Source organism: Kitasatospora sp. NPDC093679, from assembly GCF_040683455.1.
Lineage (GTDB): Bacteria > Actinomycetota > Actinomycetes > Streptomycetales > Streptomycetaceae > Kitasatospora > Kitasatospora arboriphila.
Map to the genome: position 1 here is coordinate 1 of NZ_JBFBDW010000078.1, position 16,628 is coordinate 16,628.

16 protein-coding genes are annotated in these 16,628 nt (G+C 75.6%); 9 read left to right on the plus strand and 7 right to left on the minus strand.

Annotation, left to right across the window (positions count from 1 at the left end; translation table 11 throughout):
• Positions 1–116: 116 nt before the first annotated feature.
• The 3 genes from AB0O09_RS36305 to AB0O09_RS36315 all read right to left on the minus strand — a co-directional run bounded on the left by AB0O09_RS36305 (position 117) and on the right by AB0O09_RS36315 (position 2,376).
• On the minus strand, positions 117–875 hold the full coding sequence (locus tag AB0O09_RS36305) for a sporulation protein (protein ID WP_363549453.1): 759 nt from the start codon (positions 873–875) through the stop codon (positions 117–119).
• A 100-nt stretch (positions 876–975) separates the two neighbouring features.
• On the minus strand, positions 976–1,920 hold the full coding sequence (locus AB0O09_RS36310) for a M56 family metallopeptidase (RefSeq protein WP_363549456.1): 945 nt from the start codon (positions 1,918–1,920) through the stop codon (positions 976–978).
• Between the two features lie 3 nt (positions 1,921–1,923).
• Complete coding sequence (locus AB0O09_RS36315) at positions 1,924–2,376, minus strand: BlaI/MecI/CopY family transcriptional regulator (protein WP_363549459.1); 453 nt, start codon at positions 2,374–2,376, stop codon at positions 1,924–1,926.
• A gap of 232 nt (positions 2,377–2,608) precedes the next feature.
• On the opposite strand from AB0O09_RS36315, the gene AB0O09_RS36320 reads away from it, so the two are divergent.
• On the plus strand, positions 2,609–3,184 hold the full coding sequence (locus AB0O09_RS36320; RefSeq protein WP_363549462.1) for a TerD family protein: 576 nt from the start codon (positions 2,609–2,611) through the stop codon (positions 3,182–3,184).
• A 24-nt stretch (positions 3,185–3,208) separates the two neighbouring features.
• Here the strand turns inward: AB0O09_RS36320 and AB0O09_RS36325 are convergent, their stop codons facing one another.
• The 3 genes from AB0O09_RS36325 to AB0O09_RS36335 form a co-directional block, all read right to left on the minus strand.
• Positions 3,209–4,090, minus strand: a complete 882-nt coding sequence (locus AB0O09_RS36325; RefSeq protein WP_363549465.1) for a GNAT family N-acetyltransferase — start codon at positions 4,088–4,090, stop codon at positions 3,209–3,211.
• 108 nt (positions 4,091–4,198) lie between these two features.
• A complete protein-coding gene (locus AB0O09_RS36330; protein WP_363549468.1) occupies positions 4,199–4,690 on the minus strand; it encodes a hypothetical protein in 492 nt (163 codons plus the stop codon).
• Between the two features lie 208 nt (positions 4,691–4,898).
• Positions 4,899–5,834 (minus strand): BTAD domain-containing putative transcriptional regulator, encoded by a 936-nt coding sequence (locus AB0O09_RS36335; protein WP_363549471.1) that lies wholly within the window; start codon positions 5,832–5,834, stop codon positions 4,899–4,901.
• Positions 5,835–6,254: 420 nt separating this feature from the next.
• On the opposite strand from AB0O09_RS36335, the gene AB0O09_RS36340 reads away from it, so the two are divergent.
• The 7 genes from AB0O09_RS36340 to AB0O09_RS36370 all read left to right on the plus strand — a co-directional run bounded on the left by AB0O09_RS36340 (position 6,255) and on the right by AB0O09_RS36370 (position 15,246).
• Positions 6,255–7,742, plus strand: coding sequence for a vanadium-dependent haloperoxidase (locus AB0O09_RS36340; protein ID WP_363549474.1), 1,488 nt, complete (start codon positions 6,255–6,257; stop codon positions 7,740–7,742).
• A gap of 27 nt (positions 7,743–7,769) precedes the next feature.
• Positions 7,770–8,318 carry an HPP family protein gene (locus AB0O09_RS36345; protein ID WP_363549477.1) on the plus strand — a complete coding sequence of 183 codons (549 nt, stop codon included), beginning with the start codon at positions 7,770–7,772 and terminating at the stop codon, positions 8,316–8,318.
• 68 nt (positions 8,319–8,386) lie between these two features.
• Positions 8,387–9,253, plus strand: a complete 867-nt coding sequence (locus AB0O09_RS36350) for a sulfurtransferase (RefSeq protein WP_363549480.1) — start codon at positions 8,387–8,389, stop codon at positions 9,251–9,253.
• Positions 9,246–9,662 (plus strand): cupin domain-containing protein, encoded by a 417-nt coding sequence (locus tag AB0O09_RS36355; RefSeq protein WP_344624564.1) that lies wholly within the window; start codon positions 9,246–9,248, stop codon positions 9,660–9,662. The genes AB0O09_RS36350 and AB0O09_RS36355 overlap by 8 nt, the downstream gene beginning before the upstream one ends.
• A gap of 141 nt (positions 9,663–9,803) precedes the next feature.
• Positions 9,804–10,301, plus strand: coding sequence for a cobalamin-dependent protein (locus AB0O09_RS36360; protein WP_363549482.1), 498 nt, complete (start codon positions 9,804–9,806; stop codon positions 10,299–10,301).
• A complete protein-coding gene (locus tag AB0O09_RS36365) occupies positions 10,298–13,543 on the plus strand; it encodes an FAD/NAD(P)-binding protein (RefSeq protein ID WP_363549484.1) in 3,246 nt (1,081 codons plus the stop codon). The genes AB0O09_RS36360 and AB0O09_RS36365 overlap by 4 nt, the downstream gene beginning before the upstream one ends.
• On the plus strand, positions 13,540–15,246 hold the full coding sequence (locus AB0O09_RS36370; protein ID WP_363549485.1) for an AMP-binding protein: 1,707 nt from the start codon (positions 13,540–13,542) through the stop codon (positions 15,244–15,246). The genes AB0O09_RS36365 and AB0O09_RS36370 overlap by 4 nt, the downstream gene beginning before the upstream one ends.
• 71 nt (positions 15,247–15,317) lie before the next feature.
• On the opposite strand, the gene AB0O09_RS36375 is transcribed toward AB0O09_RS36370, so the two are convergent.
• Complete coding sequence (locus AB0O09_RS36375; protein ID WP_344624568.1) at positions 15,318–15,908, minus strand: helix-turn-helix domain-containing protein; 591 nt, start codon at positions 15,906–15,908, stop codon at positions 15,318–15,320.
• 123 nt (positions 15,909–16,031) lie between these two features.
• On the opposite strand from AB0O09_RS36375, the gene AB0O09_RS36380 reads away from it, so the two are divergent.
• Entirely contained in the window at positions 16,032–16,577 is a 546-nt protein-coding gene (locus AB0O09_RS36380; protein ID WP_030273068.1) for a carboxymuconolactone decarboxylase family protein, read from the plus strand.
• Positions 16,578–16,628 lie beyond the last annotated feature (51 nt).

Below are 16,628 nucleotides of genomic sequence, written 5' to 3' on the forward strand. Positions count from 1 at the left end.
CTAGACCGCCCCCCCGCGGGGGGACCCGAGGGGGGCCCGCGGGTCCCCAGGCCCCGGGCCCCGCGCGGGGTCGGGCATCCCCCCCCGCCCCCCCGCCGTTCCCGTTGCGGGTGCCGCTACAGCGCGGCGCGGATCCAGCCGTCCACCACGGGGGCCAGGTCCTGCTGGGCCGCCGCGTGGTCGAGGCGGTAGGTGCGCACCGAGTCGCCGCCGTGCAGGAAGCCGCGCTTGTCGAACTCCAGGACGACCTCGACGCCGTACGCGTCGGCGATGAAGGTCACCTCGATCTCGTTGCAGCGGTGCGCGTACTGCGGCGCCGCCCGGAACTCGATCTCCTGGTAGAAGGGCAGCGTCTGCCGGGTGCCGCGGATGTGGCCGGCCTCCAGGTCGGCCCGGGTGAAGCGGAAGCCCAGCGCGAGCAGGGCGTCCAGCACCCGCTGCTGCACCGGCAGGGCCTCGACCGCCAGCGGGTCGGCGTCGCCCTTGTCCAGCTGGCCCGCGATGTCCACCTCGGTGCGCACGCCGAGCGCCATGCCCGACAGGTGCTGGCCGGCGATCGAGGTCGCCGGGGTCTCGAACGGCACCGGGAGGGCGAACGGCACCGCGCGGTGCTCGCCCGCCGCCAGCCGCAGCGGTCCGCTGACCACCGCGGAGGCGAAGGTCTTGTTGGTGTGCCCCTCGTGGTCCTCGTACTCGACCTCGACCCGGGCGACCAGCGCGAGGGTGATGCCGTTGATCTCCGCGTCCCGCTCGCCGCCGACCAGGTTGACCTGGCCGTGGACGGTGCCGCCGGGGTGCACGGTCGGCGTGGACAGGACCGTGTCCACGGTGGGTCCGCCGACGCCCAGCGCGCCGAGAAGCCGCTTGAACACCATCGGTGCTCTCCTTACCGGTTCGGGTGGTGAGGGGGCCGATCGTACTTTGCCCGCGCTTGACCCGGACGGCCCCGACCCGGCACGCCGTCGCGGCACGCCGTCACAGCGGCGTGGCGGCCTTCAGCACCAGCAGCAGTGCGGTGGCCGCGTTCAGGGCGGAGAGCGCCGAGGCGGCGGTGCCCGCGGCGGCCAGCATCGCGGCCGGACCGGCCGGGCTGTGCGCGGGCGGCCAGGCGCGGCCGGACGGGACGGGGCCGAGCAGCGCCGCCACCCGGCGCGGCACCGGACCGGGCGCCGGATCGGCGAAGGCCGCGGCCCCCGGCAGCACCCCCCGGTGGGCGACCAGGGCCGCCCGGGCGACCGCACGGGCCGTCGTCCGGCGGTCGCCGACGGCGCCGGCGGCCTCCTCGTCGGCCCACCGCTCGGTGGAGTACGCCACCGCCCGGTGCAGCGGTTGCAGGAAGGGGTTCACGCAGGCGGCCAGCCGGGTCGCCAGCAGGTAGCGGTGGTGCCGGTGCGTCAGGTGGGCCTGCTCGTGGGCGAGCAGGGCCGCCCGCTCGTCCTCGGCCAGGTGCGCCAGCATGCCGGTGGAGACCACGATCCGGCCGGACCCGCCGGGCAGCGCGTAGGCGTACGGGCGGTCGTCGGGCAGTACCGCGGGCCCGTCCTCCGCCGGGAGGTCGGCGACCGCACGGCGCGCCCGGGCGGCGATCCGCAACCGGCCGGCGAGCGTGCGGGCGACCGCGCCGAGCACCACCGCGAGCATCGCGATCGAGGCCGCGCCCACCTCGACGTGGAACGGCACCATGTCGCGGACCTCGGGGTCGGACCAGCTGTCCGGCAGCGGGTTGCCGGGGATCTGCGCCGTCCCCAACACCCCGAGCAGGCCGAGGCAGAGCGCGCTGCAGCCGGCCATCGCCAGGCCGAACCCGGTGAGCAGCCGGGTCGCCGCCCGCGGATGCAGGTGCTGTTCGGCCAGCCGGGAGATCGGCAGGGCGGTCAGCGGCAGGACGAGCGGCAGGAAGAGGAAGACGAGGACGGCCACGGCTCAGCCCTCGCGGCGGGCCGGCCCGTCGTGCTCCCGTCCGGTGCCCGCGGACTGTGCCGTGCCGTCCGCGGCGCTGTCCAGCAGGGCCCGCAGCAGCACCTCGTCGTGCGGCAGCAGCGCGGAGACGAAGCTGGCGAGCACCGCGTCGCGGTCGGCCTCGCTGTCGAGCACCCGGCGCATCTTCAGGGCGGCCAGCCCGGCCGCGTCGGCGGCCTGCCAGTGGTAGGAGCGGCCGGAACGGGTGCGCGAGACGGCCTTCTTGGCGTGCAGCCGGGAGAGGATGGTGACGACCGTGGTGTAGGCGAGTCCGCCGTCCAGCCGCTCCTGGACCCAGCCCGCGGTGGCCGGCCCCGGCGCCTCCCGCAGCAGCTCCAGCACCTGGGCCTCCAGCTCGCCCTGGCCGCGGCGGCGGGCCCGGAAGCCGCCGGCGTCGGGCTCGCGCTCCTGGACCATGGCGGCGCCTCCCGTGCGTCCCCGGCAGGGCCTGCGCCCGCCCGCTGCTGCGCGCCGCGGGTGCGACGGCGCCGCCATCCTACTGAGCGGTTCGGTCCGGGCCGTCCGGTGAGACCGCGTCAGGGCGCGGGGAAAGGCCCGTTCGGCCTCTACAGTGCTGTAGATTCATGGCTCACAGTGATCGGATCGGCCGGGCGGACGGGCCCGGTGCGGCACTCCGGGAGGGGAAGCCATGGGAGTCTCGCTGGCCAAGGGCGGCAACGTCTCGCTGAGCAAGGAGGCCCCGGGCCTGACGTCGGTCATCGTCGGACTCGGCTGGGACGTCCGGTCGACCACGGGCGCCGACTTCGACCTCGACGCCAGCGCCCTGCTGTGCGGCGAGAACGGCCGGGTGATGACCGACCAGCACTTCGTCTTCTACAACAACCTGGCCAGCCCGGACGGTTCGGTCGAGCACAGCGGCGACAACCTGACCGGTGGCGGCGACGGCGACGACGAGCAGATCAAGGTCGACCTGGTCGCCGTGCCGCTCGCCGTTTCGAAGATCGTCTTCCCGGTGTCGATCTACGACGCCGAGAGCCGGCTGCAGAACTTCGGCCAGGTCCGCAACGCCTTCATCCGCGTGGTCGACCAGGCCACCGGCCGCGAGGTCGCCCGCTACGACCTCTCCGAGGACGCGTCCAGCGAGACCGCGATGGTCTTCGGCGAGCTCTACCGGCACGGCACGGACTGGAAGTTCCGCGCGATCGGCCAGGGCTACGCCTCGGGCCTGCGCGGCATCGCGCTGGACTACGGCGTCAACGTCTGACCCCCGGGGCCGGGCGGATCCGGCCTACAGGTCCAGCCGGTAGTGGCAGAGGCGGCGCGTCGGACGGTAGCCGAGGGCTTCGTTGGCGCGCCGCATCGGCGTGTTCTCCTCCGCCGTGTCGGTCATCAGCCCCTCCAGCGCCGGGTGCCGGCGGCGGGCGGTGCCGATCGACGCCGCCTTCATCCAGCCGGTCAGACCGCGGCCGCGGTGGCCGGGCAGCACGCCCGTGCCGTAGTGCCGGCCGTCGCCGGTGCCGTCGCCCGACACCACCAGTTCGGTGAAGGCCACCACCGCGCCGTCGTCCTCGGACAGCACGGCGACGGTGTGCAGGAGGTCGCCGCGTGCCGCGACCTGGTCGGCCGCGGCACGCAGCCGCTCCGCCGTCCAGCGGACCGGGCCGTGGCCCGTACCGCCGAGCGGCATGTCGTCCATCGCCGGGCGGGCGGCGAGGTAGCGCTCCAGCAGGTCGTCCGGGACGGCACCGTCCCAGTCCACCAACCGGTAGCCGGGGTGCGCACGTTCGGCGCGGGCGGCGAGCGCCCCCTCGTCCGCGTCGGCCAGCGGCAGCCGGGCCTCGATCAGGACGAGCACCCGGCGCAGCCCGCGGGCGGCGAGGAAGCCCTCACCGGGCCCGCCCTCCTCGGCGACGGCGAGCAGGACCTCCCGGCCGTCCGTCCGGGCCGCCCCGGCGGCGGCCTCCAGCAGCAGGGTGCCGGTGCCGCGCCGACGCTCGGCCGGGTGCACGGTGATCTCCACCTCGGCCAGCCGGCGCTGCTCGTCCCGGTCGGACAGCCGCAGGAAGGCCGATCCCACCGGCACGCCGTCGTCGTCGGCGGCGAGCCAGGCGGTCCGGCGCCGGTGCGGGCCGGCGGAGGGATCGGCGAGGGCGGTGAGGCGGATCGGCACGGCGGCTCCAGGCACTGCGGGCGGACGGCGGCCCGGCGACCGTAGGCGGCACCGAGCCAGCGCCGCAAAGCATTTACGGCAACGCCACCGGTCGGGCCGTCCGCGGCACTAGACGCCGTCCGGGCGCCGGCGGGAGTCGGTGGTGACCACCAGGACGGCGGCAAGCAGCACCAGGTTCTTCACCACGAACTCGCCGACCAGGGTGAGCAGCAGCGGGTTGCCGTCGTCGAAGGCCGTGCCGGGCATGAACAGCAGGACGCCGAAGGTGCCGCAGAGGTGGGCGCCGAGCACCGGCAGGGCGAGCAGCAGGCCGCGGCCGGAGAGCAGCCAGAGGCCGAGCAGCACCTCGACCCAGCCGAGGGCGGGGACGACCCAGCCGCCGGGGTGGCCGGGTATGGTCCCGGTCACCAGGACGCCGGCCGGGCTGCGCTCGATGATCTTCAGGATGCCGAACCACACGTACAGCACGCCGAGTCCGGCCCGCAGCAGGGTCACGCCCCAGCGGTGCAGGCCGGGGCGCAGCCGGGTGGTCAGGGTCTGCGGCGCGGGTGCGGCCGGCAGCAGCGGGCCGGGCGGCTTGAGCTCGGGGGTCATGGTCACGACGGATTGCCTCCAGAACACGGCGGATGACGGGTCGGGACGGGTCCGCGCGGGCAGGGCGCAGCGGCGCGCGGTCCAGCGGGGCGGAGGTGCGGGTGGCCGCGCGGACGGGTCCCGGGAGTTCTTCGAAGTGCGCTCGGGAGGTCGGTCGAGGGGCGCGGGGAGCCGCGCCCCTCGACCGACCTCCCGGATGCCTTGAAGACGGGCCCTAGGGGGCGTCCTGGCGGCCCGTGGCGGGTCGGTGCAGGCTTCGCAGGCTGCGGATGCCCTGCTCGCCGCCGTGCGGCCCGCCGGGCCGGCCGCCCGTGTCGCGGGCTGCCGGCTCGCGGCCGCCGAGCTCCCGCCGGAGCTGTTCCCGGTAGGTGGCCCGGTAGGCGTTGGCGGCGATCCGGTTGCCGGCCGCCAGGTAGGCGGCGACCAGCGTCTCGTGTGCGCTCTCGCGCAGGTTGTCGGCGTGGATGGCGATCAGTGCGGCGTCGACCGCGGCGCCCACCCAGCCGGCCTGGACGAGCCGGAAGGAGAGTGCCTCCAGGGTGTGCAGGCGCTGTTCGCGCCAGCGCATCCGGTGGTGGTCGAGCCAGTCCTCCTCCCAGTCCGGCAGCAGGTCGTGGCCGAAGTCGCAGGTGGCGGCCCGGCCGAGTTCCTCGGCGTCCAGGGGGAGCGCGAGGTTGAGCACCCGGGTGGCGGTGGTGCGCAGTTCGCCCAGGTCGGTGGCGACGTCCGGGGCGAGCCGGAGCCGTTCCCGACCTTCGTGCAGCAGGTCGGCGCGGCAGCCGGGGAGCCGGTGCAGCGCGGTGCGCAGTGCCGCTCCGGCGCGGGCGGGTTCGAGGCCCGGCCAGAGGACGGCGGCGGCCCTGGCGCGGGTGAGGCCGCCGGGTTCGACGGCGAGCAGGGCGAGCAGGCGGCGGGCGCCGATGCCCGGCTGGACCTCCTCGCCGTCGAGGTGCAGGGCGAAGCCGCCCAGCAGGTCGATCCGCACGCCCGTGACCGGGCACGGGCGGTGGCCGTCCGTGCCGTCGGCGGCCCGCAGGGCCCGTGGGCGCGGTGGTGGAGCGGGATCGGCCGGGACGCTCCGACGTGCCTGGCCGCCCCTGGCGGTGGCGACGCTGCGGATGCCGGCGCCGCCCGGAAGTGCTTGGATCATGGCTTGCCCCCGTGTTCGCACCGTGGTCCGCCCGGGGCGGTCCGTGGCGTCGCGGCGCCGGGGGCGGGCACCTCGCCGCGGTGTCGTCCGCGCTGCGGTGCCGTGCCCGGTGCCGCTCGTCGGTCCCGCTCCCTGGTGTCGGGCGGCCTCATTTCCACGCTAACCACCGCGGGTCGGCGGCAGCGAGCGCCATCGCCGCATTGCATGGGAGCCATAGAAGAAGCCGATCGGCCTCCGGACGGGCACCGCTCGTCTGAGCAGCGGCGATTCCGGCCCGTACAAATGTTTGACGAGACACCGTCAGCTCCGGTGCAACACGGTGCAATGCGGCTGCAACGTTCATGCCACGAACCGTCACATACCTTCCGCACAAAGCCGCTTCCCCGGCCGTCGGCCCGAACGCGAGAAGGAACGACACCGATGACCCTTCCCCTCCCCACCCGAAACACCACCCGCCGCCGGGTCATCGCCGCCGGACTCGGCGTGGCCGGCGCGCTGGCCCTGCCCGCCACCGCGTGGGCCTCCGAGACCCGGACGGGCCGCCGCGCGGCGGGCGCGCACCAGGTCAGCGTCATCGTGCGCTGGAACCAGGCCGTGATGGACGCCATCCTCGCCGAGTACAAGCTCGCCGGCACGGTGTTCGGTCCGGCGACCATCAACGCGCGGGCTCTGGCCGTCATCCACAACGCGATATACGACGCCTGGGCCTGCTACGACTCCTGCGCGGTCGGCACCCGGTTCGGCGGCTCGCTGCGCCGCCCGCGCCGCGAGCGCACCCTCGCCAACAAGAGCGAGGCGGTCAGCTACGCGGCGCACCTCGCGATGCGCGACCTCTTCCCGAACCAGGCGGCCGCCGCCGACTCCTTCATGCACAGCCTCGGCTACGACCCCGACGCCCAGGCCGGCCCGAACACCCCGGCCGGCATCGGCCGCCGCACCGCCCGGGCGGTGCTGGACTTCCGCCACCAGGACGGCGCCAACCAGGGCGGCGGCTACGTCGACACCACCGGCTACACCGCGGTGAACCAGCCGCAGTCGATCGCCGCCTTCGACCCCGCCCTGGTCACCGCGCCCGAGCACTGGACCCCGCTGATCGTCGGCGGCAAGGCGCAGAAGTTCCTCACCCCGCAGTTCTCGGTGATGACGCCGTTCGCGCTGACCCGGCCGGACCAGTTCACCGTGGCGGCCCCGCCGGCCTACCCGTCCACCCGGATGTCGGACGCGATCGAGGAGCTGGTGGACATCAGCGCCGGTCTCACCGACGAGCACAAGGCGATCGCCGAGTTCTGGCTGGACAACGACGTCACCCCGCCCGGCGCGCAGCAGTCCTGGGCCCGGTTCGTGTCGGCCCGCGACGGCTACGGCATCGACGAGGACGCGCCGCTGTTCTTCGGCCTCAACATGGCCGAGTGCGACGCCGCGATCGGCTCCTGGGCGGTCAAGCGGCAGTACGACTTCGCCCGCCCCTCCACGCTGGTCCCCTACGACCGCCGCGGTCAGCAGATCCGCGCCTGGGGCGGCCCCGGCCAGGGCACCGTCACCATGGACGGCGTGCACTGGCGGGCCTACGTGGCGGTGCCGGGCTTCCCCGCCACCGTCTCCGGCCACTCGACCTTCTCCGGCGCCGCGGCCGAGTTCCTCCGCCGCTTCACCGGCACCGACTCGTTCGGCGACTCCTACCTGTTCAAGGCCGGCACCTCGACCGTCGAGCCCGGGCTGACCCCGGCCGTGGACGTGACGCTGCAGTGGCCCACCTTCACAGCCGCCGCCGAGCAGGCCGGCATCTCCCGGATCTACGGCGGCATGCACTGGAGCTTCGACAACGGTCCCGGCCTGGAGATGGGCCACAAGATCGGCGGGGTTGTGCACCGCAAGGCCATGGACCTCCTCCACGGCTCGCACAACTGACGCCGTCACCACGGGAGCTGACACACCATGACGAACCAGACCGCCAACCGGCCGGCCTCCGCACCCGCCCCGGCCGCCGGGTCGGGCGGGGGCCTCGGCGGCCGCGCCCCGGCCTTCGCCGGCACCCGGGCCACCGTGGCCGGCACGCTCGCCACCATCGTGTCGCTGCTGGTGCTGGCCGTGATCGGCAAGGCGACCGACTCGCTGCTGCTGATCGCGCCGCTCGCCGCGACCGCGATGATCATCTGCGCCAGTCCGGCCCTGCCGCCGGCCCAGCCGCGCAACGTGCTGCTCGGCCAGATCGGCTCCGCGGTGATCGGCTACGCGGCCGCCGCGGTCGCCGGCCACTCGCTGTGGACGGCCTCGGTCGCGGCCGGCCTGTCGGTCGCCCTGATGGGCGTGCTGCGGGCCGTCCACGCCCCGGCCGCCGCCACCGCGGTGCTGGTGGTCGTCCAGCACCCGGCCCCCGCACGGTTCCTGCTGCTGCTCGCAGCGGGCAGCGTCCTGCTGATCCTCGTCGGCCTGCTGGCCTCCCGGATCGGCGCGATCGGCAAGTACCCCACCTACTGGTGGTGACCGCACCCGGCGGACCGGCGGCCCTCGGCCGCCGGTCCGGCCGGCCCAGCGATCCGAAGGGAGTAACGATGGACCGCGAGAGCGTCCTGGTCGACTGCGACTGGGTCCGGACCCACGGCTCCGACGGGGGCGTCGTCCTCGTCGAGATCACCGACGGCGGCCCGAACCCGGGCGGCCGGATACCCGGGGCGGTCAGCCTCGACTGGACGACCGACCTGCAGGACCGCGTCCGCCGCGACCTGATCGGCCCGGAGGCGTTCGCCGCCCTCCTCGGCCGGCACGGCATCGGCCCGGACGACACCGTCGTGTTCTACAGCGGAAACAGCAACTGGTGGGCCGCGGCCGGCTACTGGCAGTTCCGGCTGCACGGCCACCGCGAACTGCGGCTGCTGGACGGCGGCCGCGCCCGCTGGGAGGCGCTCGGCGGCGACCTGACCGTCGAGGCCCCCGTCCGGACGCCGGTGGAGTACCCCGTCCGGACGCTCGACGCGTCGCTGCGCGCCCACCGGGACACCGTCCTCGGCGGCATCGGCGCGATCAACCTGGTGGACTGCCGCTCGCTGGAGGAGTACCTCGGCCAGCGCACCGCCCCGCCCGGTGTCCCGGACGACCAGGGCGTGCGACCCGGCCACGCCGAGTCCGCGCAGCACATCCCGTGGAGCGCGACCGTCCGCCCGGACGGCACCTTCCGCGACGCGGAGGAGCTGGAGGCGCTCTACAGCCAGCTCGACAAGGAGGCGCCGACCGTCGTCTACTGCCGGATCGGCTGGCGGTCCGCGCACAGCTGGTTCGTGCTGAGCGAGCTGCTCGGACGCCCCGGCGTCGCCAACTACGACGGCGCCTGGCGGGAGTTCGGCTCCCTGATGGGCGCCCCGATCGTCTCCGGGCCGCTGCCCTGGGGCGTCGTCCGCACCTCGGAGGTGGCCCGTGCCTGACGTGACGGTGATGCGCGACGTACTGCGCAACGGCTTCGACCAGACCGACCTGCCCTGGGTGCCGTGGACCGAACCCGGCCGCGTGGGAGTGGAGTTCGTCGTCCTGTGGGGGCCGGACGCGGAGCGGGGCGAGGACTCCGCGGCCCTGCTGCTGCGCTTCCCGCCCGGCGCGCACGGCGACTTCCACGAGCACCTCGGCCACGAGCTGATGCTCGTCCTCGACGGGGTCCTCGACCACAGCGACGGCCGCCGCTTCGTCCGCGGCGACCTCGTCGTGGAGGAGCCCGGCACCCGGCACCAGATGTCCAGCGCCGAGGGCTGCACGGTGCTCGCCGTCCGGGCCCGCCCGGCCTCGGCCCGCACGCCCGAGGCGGACGAGATCACCACCGGGGTCGGCGCCGGCGCCTGACCCGTCGTCCGCACCGCTGCCGGGTACCGGAGCCGCCCACCACGGCGCCCCGGTACCCGGCCGCCGCACGACGGGCGCCCGCCACCCGCGGCCGCGCCCGTACCCGCCCGGCACAGCCCCGTCGCCACCCGAGGAGTAGCCATGTCGCCCACCCGAACCCCGACGCCGTACCCGCTGCGCCCCGCCGCTGCCGTGCCGGAGCCCGCCGAGAGCCGCCGCGTGCTGCTCACCACCGGGTCCTCCGACGCGCACACCTGGAACCTCGTGTACCTGCAGCTGCTGCTGGAGGAGAACGGCCACTCGGTGCTCAACCTGGGTCCGTGCGTGCCCGAGCAGCTGCTCGTCGACACCGCGCAGCTGACCCGCCCGGACCTGGTGGTGTTCAGCTCCGTCAACGGCCACGGCCACCTGGACGGCCTGCGGGCGGCCCGGGCGCTGCGCGCCGAGCGCAGCACCGGCGACATCCCGCTGGTGATCGGCGGTCTGCTGGGCATCTCGCCGGAGGGCGCCGAGCAGCGCACGGCCGAGCTGCTGGCGGCCGGTTTCGACCAGGTGCACAGCGACGGCACCAAGCCCGACGTGCTGCTGTCGTACCTGGCCCAGCTGCCCGCCACCTGTACCGAGCGGGCCGCCGCGTGACCCGCTCACCCGCCTCCCCACCGGACCTCGGCGCCTACGTCCGCGCCGCCGCCGGCGCCGGCGAGCTCGTCGTCCAGCCCCGCATGGGCATGGCCGTCCCCAGCGAGATGGCGGCCGGCCTGACCGCGGTGGCCGGGCTCTCGGAGCGCACCGTCGGCACCATCACCCTCGACAGCTACACCCGGGTCGGCGACCACGGCGCCGCCGTCGCGGCCGTACGGGCCGGCAAGCCGCTGAACGGCTTCCCGCTGGTCGGGCACGGCCCCCGGATCACCGCCAAGGTCGCCGCCGCGGCCGGCCGGCACACGCCGGTGCAGGTGCGGCACGGCTCCGCCGACCCGCGGGCGATCTTCCGCACGATGACCGCCGCGGGCCTGGGCACCAGTGAGGGCGGCCCGGTCTCGTACTGCCTGCCGTACGGGCGCACGCCGCTCGCCGAGTCGGTCGCCGCCTGGCGGGAGGCCACCCGCTTCCTCGCCGAGGAGAGCCGCGCCAACGGGATCCGCGCGCACCTGGAGTCCTTCGGCGGCTGTCTGCTCGGGCAGCTCTGCCCGCCGTCGCTGCTGGTCGCGATGTCGGTGCTGGAGTGCCTGTTCTTCGCCCAGAACGGCATGACCAGCGTCTCGCTCAGCTACGCGCAGCAGACCAGCCCGCAGCAGGACGTCGAGGCGCTCGCCGCCCTCCGCCTGCTCGCCGAGGAGCTGCTGCCGCCGACCGTCGACCGGCACGTCGTCCTCTACACGTACATGGGCGTCTTCCCGCGGAGCGTGGCCGGGGCGGGCCTGCTGCTCAAGCGCAGCGCCGACCTCGCCGTCCGCGGCGGTGCGGAGCGCCTCATCGTCAAGACCGAGACCGAGGCGCACCGGATCCCGACGGTGGCCGAGAACCTGACCGCGCTGCGGGCCGCCGCCGCGCAGGCCCGGCGCACCCGCCGCGAGCTGGCCGACGCCCCGCGCGAGAGCTCCGGCGAGGCCGGCGAGGTGCTGTTGGAGGCGCGGGCGCTGATCACCGCGGTGCTGTCGCTCTCCGACGACGTCGGCACCGCGCTGCTGCGGGCCTTCCACCGCGGCGTCCTGGACATCCCGTACTGCCTGCACCCGGACAACCGGGGTGCGGCCCGCGGCACGATCGGCGACGACGGGCGGCTGCGCTGGTCGGAGGTCGGCGCGATGCCGCTGCTGGCCACCGTCGGCCGGTCCGGGGCGATGACCTCGAACCGGCTGTCGCTGATGCTGCGCCGGGTCGCCGAGCAGCACGACCGGGAGGCCGCCCGCGAGGCGCCGGAGCCGGTGGCGGCGCCGGCCGCGCCCGAGCCGCTGCGGATCGGGCTGATCGGCGGCGGGCCGCGCGGCCTGTCGATCCTGGAGCGGCTGGTCGCCCGGTGCGCCGAGCGGCCGCCGGCCCGGCCGGTGGAGGTCACCGCGGTGGACCCGTACTGCATCGGGGCCGGCCGGATCTGGCGGCCGGAGCAGTCGCCGTGGTTCCTGATGAACACCCCGGCGCGCGAGGTCACGATGTTCTCGGGGCCGTCCGACGGCGGCCCGGCGAGACCGGGCGCCGGCCCGACGCTCGCCGAGTGGTGGGCCGTCGCCGATCCGGAGAACGCCGACCCGGAGGGCTACGCGCCGCGCGTCGTCTACGGCCGGTACCTGCGGTTCGTGCTGGGCCTGGTGCTGGACGCCCGGGTGCCGGGGCTGACGATCCGTCCGGTGAAGGCCAGGGCGCTGACCACCGACCGCGGCCCGGCCGGGGGCGGCACGGGCGAGCCGGTGCACCGGGTCCGGCTGGACCGCGGGGACGTGATCACCGTGGACCGGCTGGTGCTGGCCTCCGGCCACCCCACCAACGAGCTGGACGAGCAGCAGCGCGAGTGGCTGAACTTCGCCGAGGAGCACCCGCCGCTGCGGTACGTGGTCGGCGACTCGGCCGCCGAGATGCCGCTGGACGCCGTACCGCCGGGCGCCACCGTCGGTGTCCTGGGCATGGGGCTGACCTTCTACGACGTGGTCTCGGCGCTGACGCTGGGCCGCGGCGGCCGGTTCCTGCCCGCGGAGGGCGGCGGCCTGCGCTACCTGCCGAGCGGGCGGGAGCCGAGGATCGTGCCGGCCTCCCGCAGCGGCATTCCGCTGCTGACCCGCGGCCGGAACCAGAAGTCCGCCGAGTTCCGGTACCGGGCACGGCTGTTCACCCCGGAGCGGATGGCCGCGCTGCGGGCCGCCGGGCCGCTGGACTTCCAGTCCCAGGTGCTGCCGTGGCTGCTCGCGGAGATGAACATCGTGCTGCTCGGCACCCGGCTGCGGCACGCCGTCGGGCCGGACGCCGAGCGGGAGTTCGGCGAGGCGGCGGCGGCCGTCCACCGGGAGGAGCCGCCGAGCCCGGCCGCGCTGGCCGTGCTGGCGGAGGGCTTCGGGCCGGCCGGCGAGCCGCTGGACGCGCTGTGGCGCCTGGCCCGGCCGTTCGCCGGACGCCGGTTCGCCTCCCCCGCGGAGTACCGGCAGGAGCTGGCCGACTGGCTGCGCGAGGACCTCGCGGACGCCGTCCTGGGCAACTACGAGGGCCCGGTGAAGGCCGCGAGCGACGTGCTGCGGGACGTCCGGGCGACCATCCGCTCGGTGGTGGACTTCGGCGGGCTGACCCCGGACTCGCACCGCCGCTTCCTGGCGGACTTCAACCCGGTCGCGGCGGTGATCTCCACCGGTCCGCCGGCGCAGCGCTCGGAGCAGTTCCTGGCGCTGCTGGCGGCGGGCGTGCTGGAGCCGGTCGGTCCGGCGGCACGCTTCCGGGCCGACCGCGACCTGGGCTGCTTCACCGTCGAGTCCGGCCAGGTGGAGGACTCCCGGGTGCGGCTGGACGCGCTGGTCGACGCCCGGGTGCCGAGCACCGACCTGCGCTCGGACCGCGACCCGCTGATCCGCGGCCTGCTCGCCGACGGGGTGATCCGCACCTTCGTCAACTCCTGGGCGGGCGGCGCGTTCGACACCGGCGGCCTGGCCACCACCGACACCCCCTTCCACCCGGTGCGGGCGGACGGCGGGATCGAGCGGACGATGTTCGTCCTCGGCATCCCGAGCGAGCACACCCGCTGGTTCACCCAGGTCGGCAGCGGCCGGCCGGGCCCGTGGGGCGCCTTCACCCGGGACGCCGACGCGATCGCCGAGGCCCTGCTGGCGGAGGCGGCGCCGCAGGCCCGGCAGACCGCCGCCGAGCCCGCCGGGACGCTGGCCGGGCGGGCCGCCCGGTGAGCGGGCGCCCCGCGGCGTGGTGGACGCACCGCCGGACGGCCGCGCACGAGGAGTACCGGGCCGCCCGCGACCTGCTGCTGGCGCTGCGCGGCGACCGGGCGGCGGCCTGCGCCGCCTTCCGGCCGCCGCGCGCGGCGGAGTTCAACTGGGCGCTGGAGTGGTTCGACGTGGTGGCCGCGGACAATCCGCTGCCGGCGCTGCGGCTGCTCTCCCCGCCGGACGCCGAGGGCCGCACGTCCGTGGCCGAGGAGCTGTCCTTCGCCGAGCTGTCGGCCCGCTCGGACACCCTGGCGGCGGCGCTGGCCGGCCTCGGGGTGCGCCGGGGCGACCGCGTCCTGCTGCTGCTCGGCACCCGAGCCGAGCTGTGGGAGAGCCTGCTTGGCTGTCTGAAGCTGGGCGCGGTGGTGGTGCCCTCGTACCAGGACGTGACCCGGGAGGAGGCCGCGGACCGGATCGGGCGCGGCCGGATCCGGCACGTGCTCTGCTCCGCGGAGGCGGCCGCGCTGCTGGACGGCCTGCCGGTGCCGGGGCTGCGGATCGCGCTCACCGACCGCCCGGCGGACGGCTGGACGCGCTACCCGGACACCCGCTCCGCACCGGTGCCGTTCCTGCCGGACGGGCCGACGCGCTCCGCCGATCCGGCGTTCTGCTACTTCACCTCGGGCACCACCTCGCTGCCGAAGCTGGTCGAGCACACCCACGCCAGCTATCCGGTCGGGCACCTGTCGAGCCTGTACTGGAACGGGCTGCGGCCGGGCGACCGGCACCTCAACCTGTCCGCCCCGGGCTGGGCGAAGCACTCCTGGAGCAGCTTCTTCGTCCCGTGGACGGCCGAGGCCGTGGTGCTGGCGCCGCCGGACGGCGGCCTGCCGCCCGAGGTGCTGCCCGGCGTGCTGGCCGACCACGGCGCGGACAGCTTCTGCGCCCCGCCGAGCGCCTGGCGGGCGATGCTGCCGCACCTGCACCGCACCCGCTCGGCCGTGCGGCTGCGCGAGGCCACCGCGGCGGGCGAGCAGCTGACCGCGGAGGTGTCGGCGGCAGTGGCCGCGGCCTGGCGGGTGCAGGTGCGGGACGGCTACGGGCAGACCGAGGCCACCGCGCTGATCGGCCGCACCCCGGACGACCCGGCGCCGATCTCGCCGCTGGGGCACCCGCTGCCCGGCTGGACGGTGGTGCTGCGCGACCCGGCGACCGGTGCCCGGGGCGAGGCGGGCGAGGTCTGCCTCGACCTCGCCGAGCGCCCGGCCGGTCTGATGGCCGGCTACGCGGACGACCCGGAGCGCACCGCCGCCGCGCTGGCCGACGGCCTGTACCGGACGGGCGACGTCGGCGAGCGCTGCGCGGACGGCTCGATCCGGCTGCTCGGCCGGCTGGACGAGGTGTTCAAGTCGTTCGGGCACCGGGTGTCGCCGGTGGAGATCGAGGCGGTGCTGCGCGGGCACCCGGAGGTCGCGGACGCGGCGGTGGTACCGCGCCCCGATCCGGCCGGCGGGCTGGTGCCGTACGCGGTGGTGACGACCCGTCACGAGCCGCCGCACGGGGCCGGGGCTGCCCGGCTGCGCGGCGAGCTGCTGGCGCGGGCGGCGGACCGGCTGGCGCCGATGTTCGTGCCGCGCGGGCTGGAGTTCGCGGCCGAGCTGCCGCGGACCCGGTCGGGCAAGGTGCGCCGCGCGGAGCTGGCCGCGCGGTTCGCGGACGGCTGACCGGGATGTCCCGGTCGGCCGTCCGCGGCTTCCGGCCGCCGGCGCGCGGTGCGCCCGGCGGCCGGCCCGGTTCAGCAGTCGGGCAGCGGCAGGTGCTCCTCGCGTTCGGCGGTGGCGAGCAGCGCCTCGGCGACGGCCCGGGCGCGCGGTGCGGCGTCGGTGGTGCGTTCGCGGAGCGCGGCGACGATCGCGCCGTCGCCCAGCAGGGCGAGCTGTCCGGCCAGGGTGCGGTGGCCGCGGTACCCGGCGGCGGCGAGCAGGCCGTCGAGGTACTCGATGACCTTCTCCTTGTGCTCGGCGGCGACCCGGTGCGCGGGGCTGGCCGGGTCGGCCTCCTCGACCATGGTGTTGATGAACGCGCAGCCGCGGAAGTCGGCCGCGGCGAAGCGCTCGGCGAGTCCGTCGAAGAGTGCGAGCGCGAGGTCGTCGGTGCCGCGCGGGCTGGCTTCGACGGTGTCGGTCAGCCAGCTCCGCCAGGCGGCGTCGCGGCGCCGGAGCACCTCGACGACCAGGTCGTCCTTGCTCGGGAAGTGCCGGTAGAAGGACGCGCGGCCGACGCCGGACTCGCTCAGGATCCGCTCGACCCCGACCGCGCGGATGCCCTCCTCGTAGAACAGCCGCTCAGCGGCGGTGAGGAGTCGTTCTCTCGCATTGCTCGGCATCCGCAAACGGTACCACTCGGTTCTGATTTTTCGATGGGCGTTGACGAAAGTCGGTACCGATCGGTACCGTCCTAGCTGTTTGGTACCGATCGGTTCCATCTCTGCCGCAACCGAGGAGACGCCATGTCCCGTCTGCCCCTGCTCACCACCGAGACCGCCAACGAGGAGCAGCGCGAGCTGCTGGAGAGCACGCTCAAGCAGCTCGGCAAGGTCCCGAACCTGTACGCGGCGCTCGCCAACGGCCCGGCAGCCCTGCGCGGCTACCTGGCGATGCGCGAGGCCCTGGTCGGCGGCACCTTCAGCACCAAGCAGCGCGAGCAGCTCGCCCTGTTCATCGCCCAGCGCAACAGCTGCACCTACTGCGTCTCCGCGCACACCATGCGCGGCGGCAAGGTCGGCCTGAGCCAGGAGCAGCTGCTCGACACCCGCCGCGGCACCGACACCGACCCGCACATGGACCAGGTGCTCAAGCTGACCGGCGAGGTCATGGCGAGCGGCGGCCGGGTCTCCGACACCGTGCTGGCCGAGGCCCGCGCGGCCGGCGTCACCGACGCGGAGATCGCCGAGATCGTCGGCCACGTCGCGCTGAACGTGCTGTCCAACTTCTTCAACCACGTCGCCGAGCCGGAGCTCGACTTCCCGCTGGTCGACGCCCACGACCTGGCCTGACGGCCGCGGCGGTCGCGGGGCGCCGGAGCCAGCACTCCGGCGCCCCCGCCG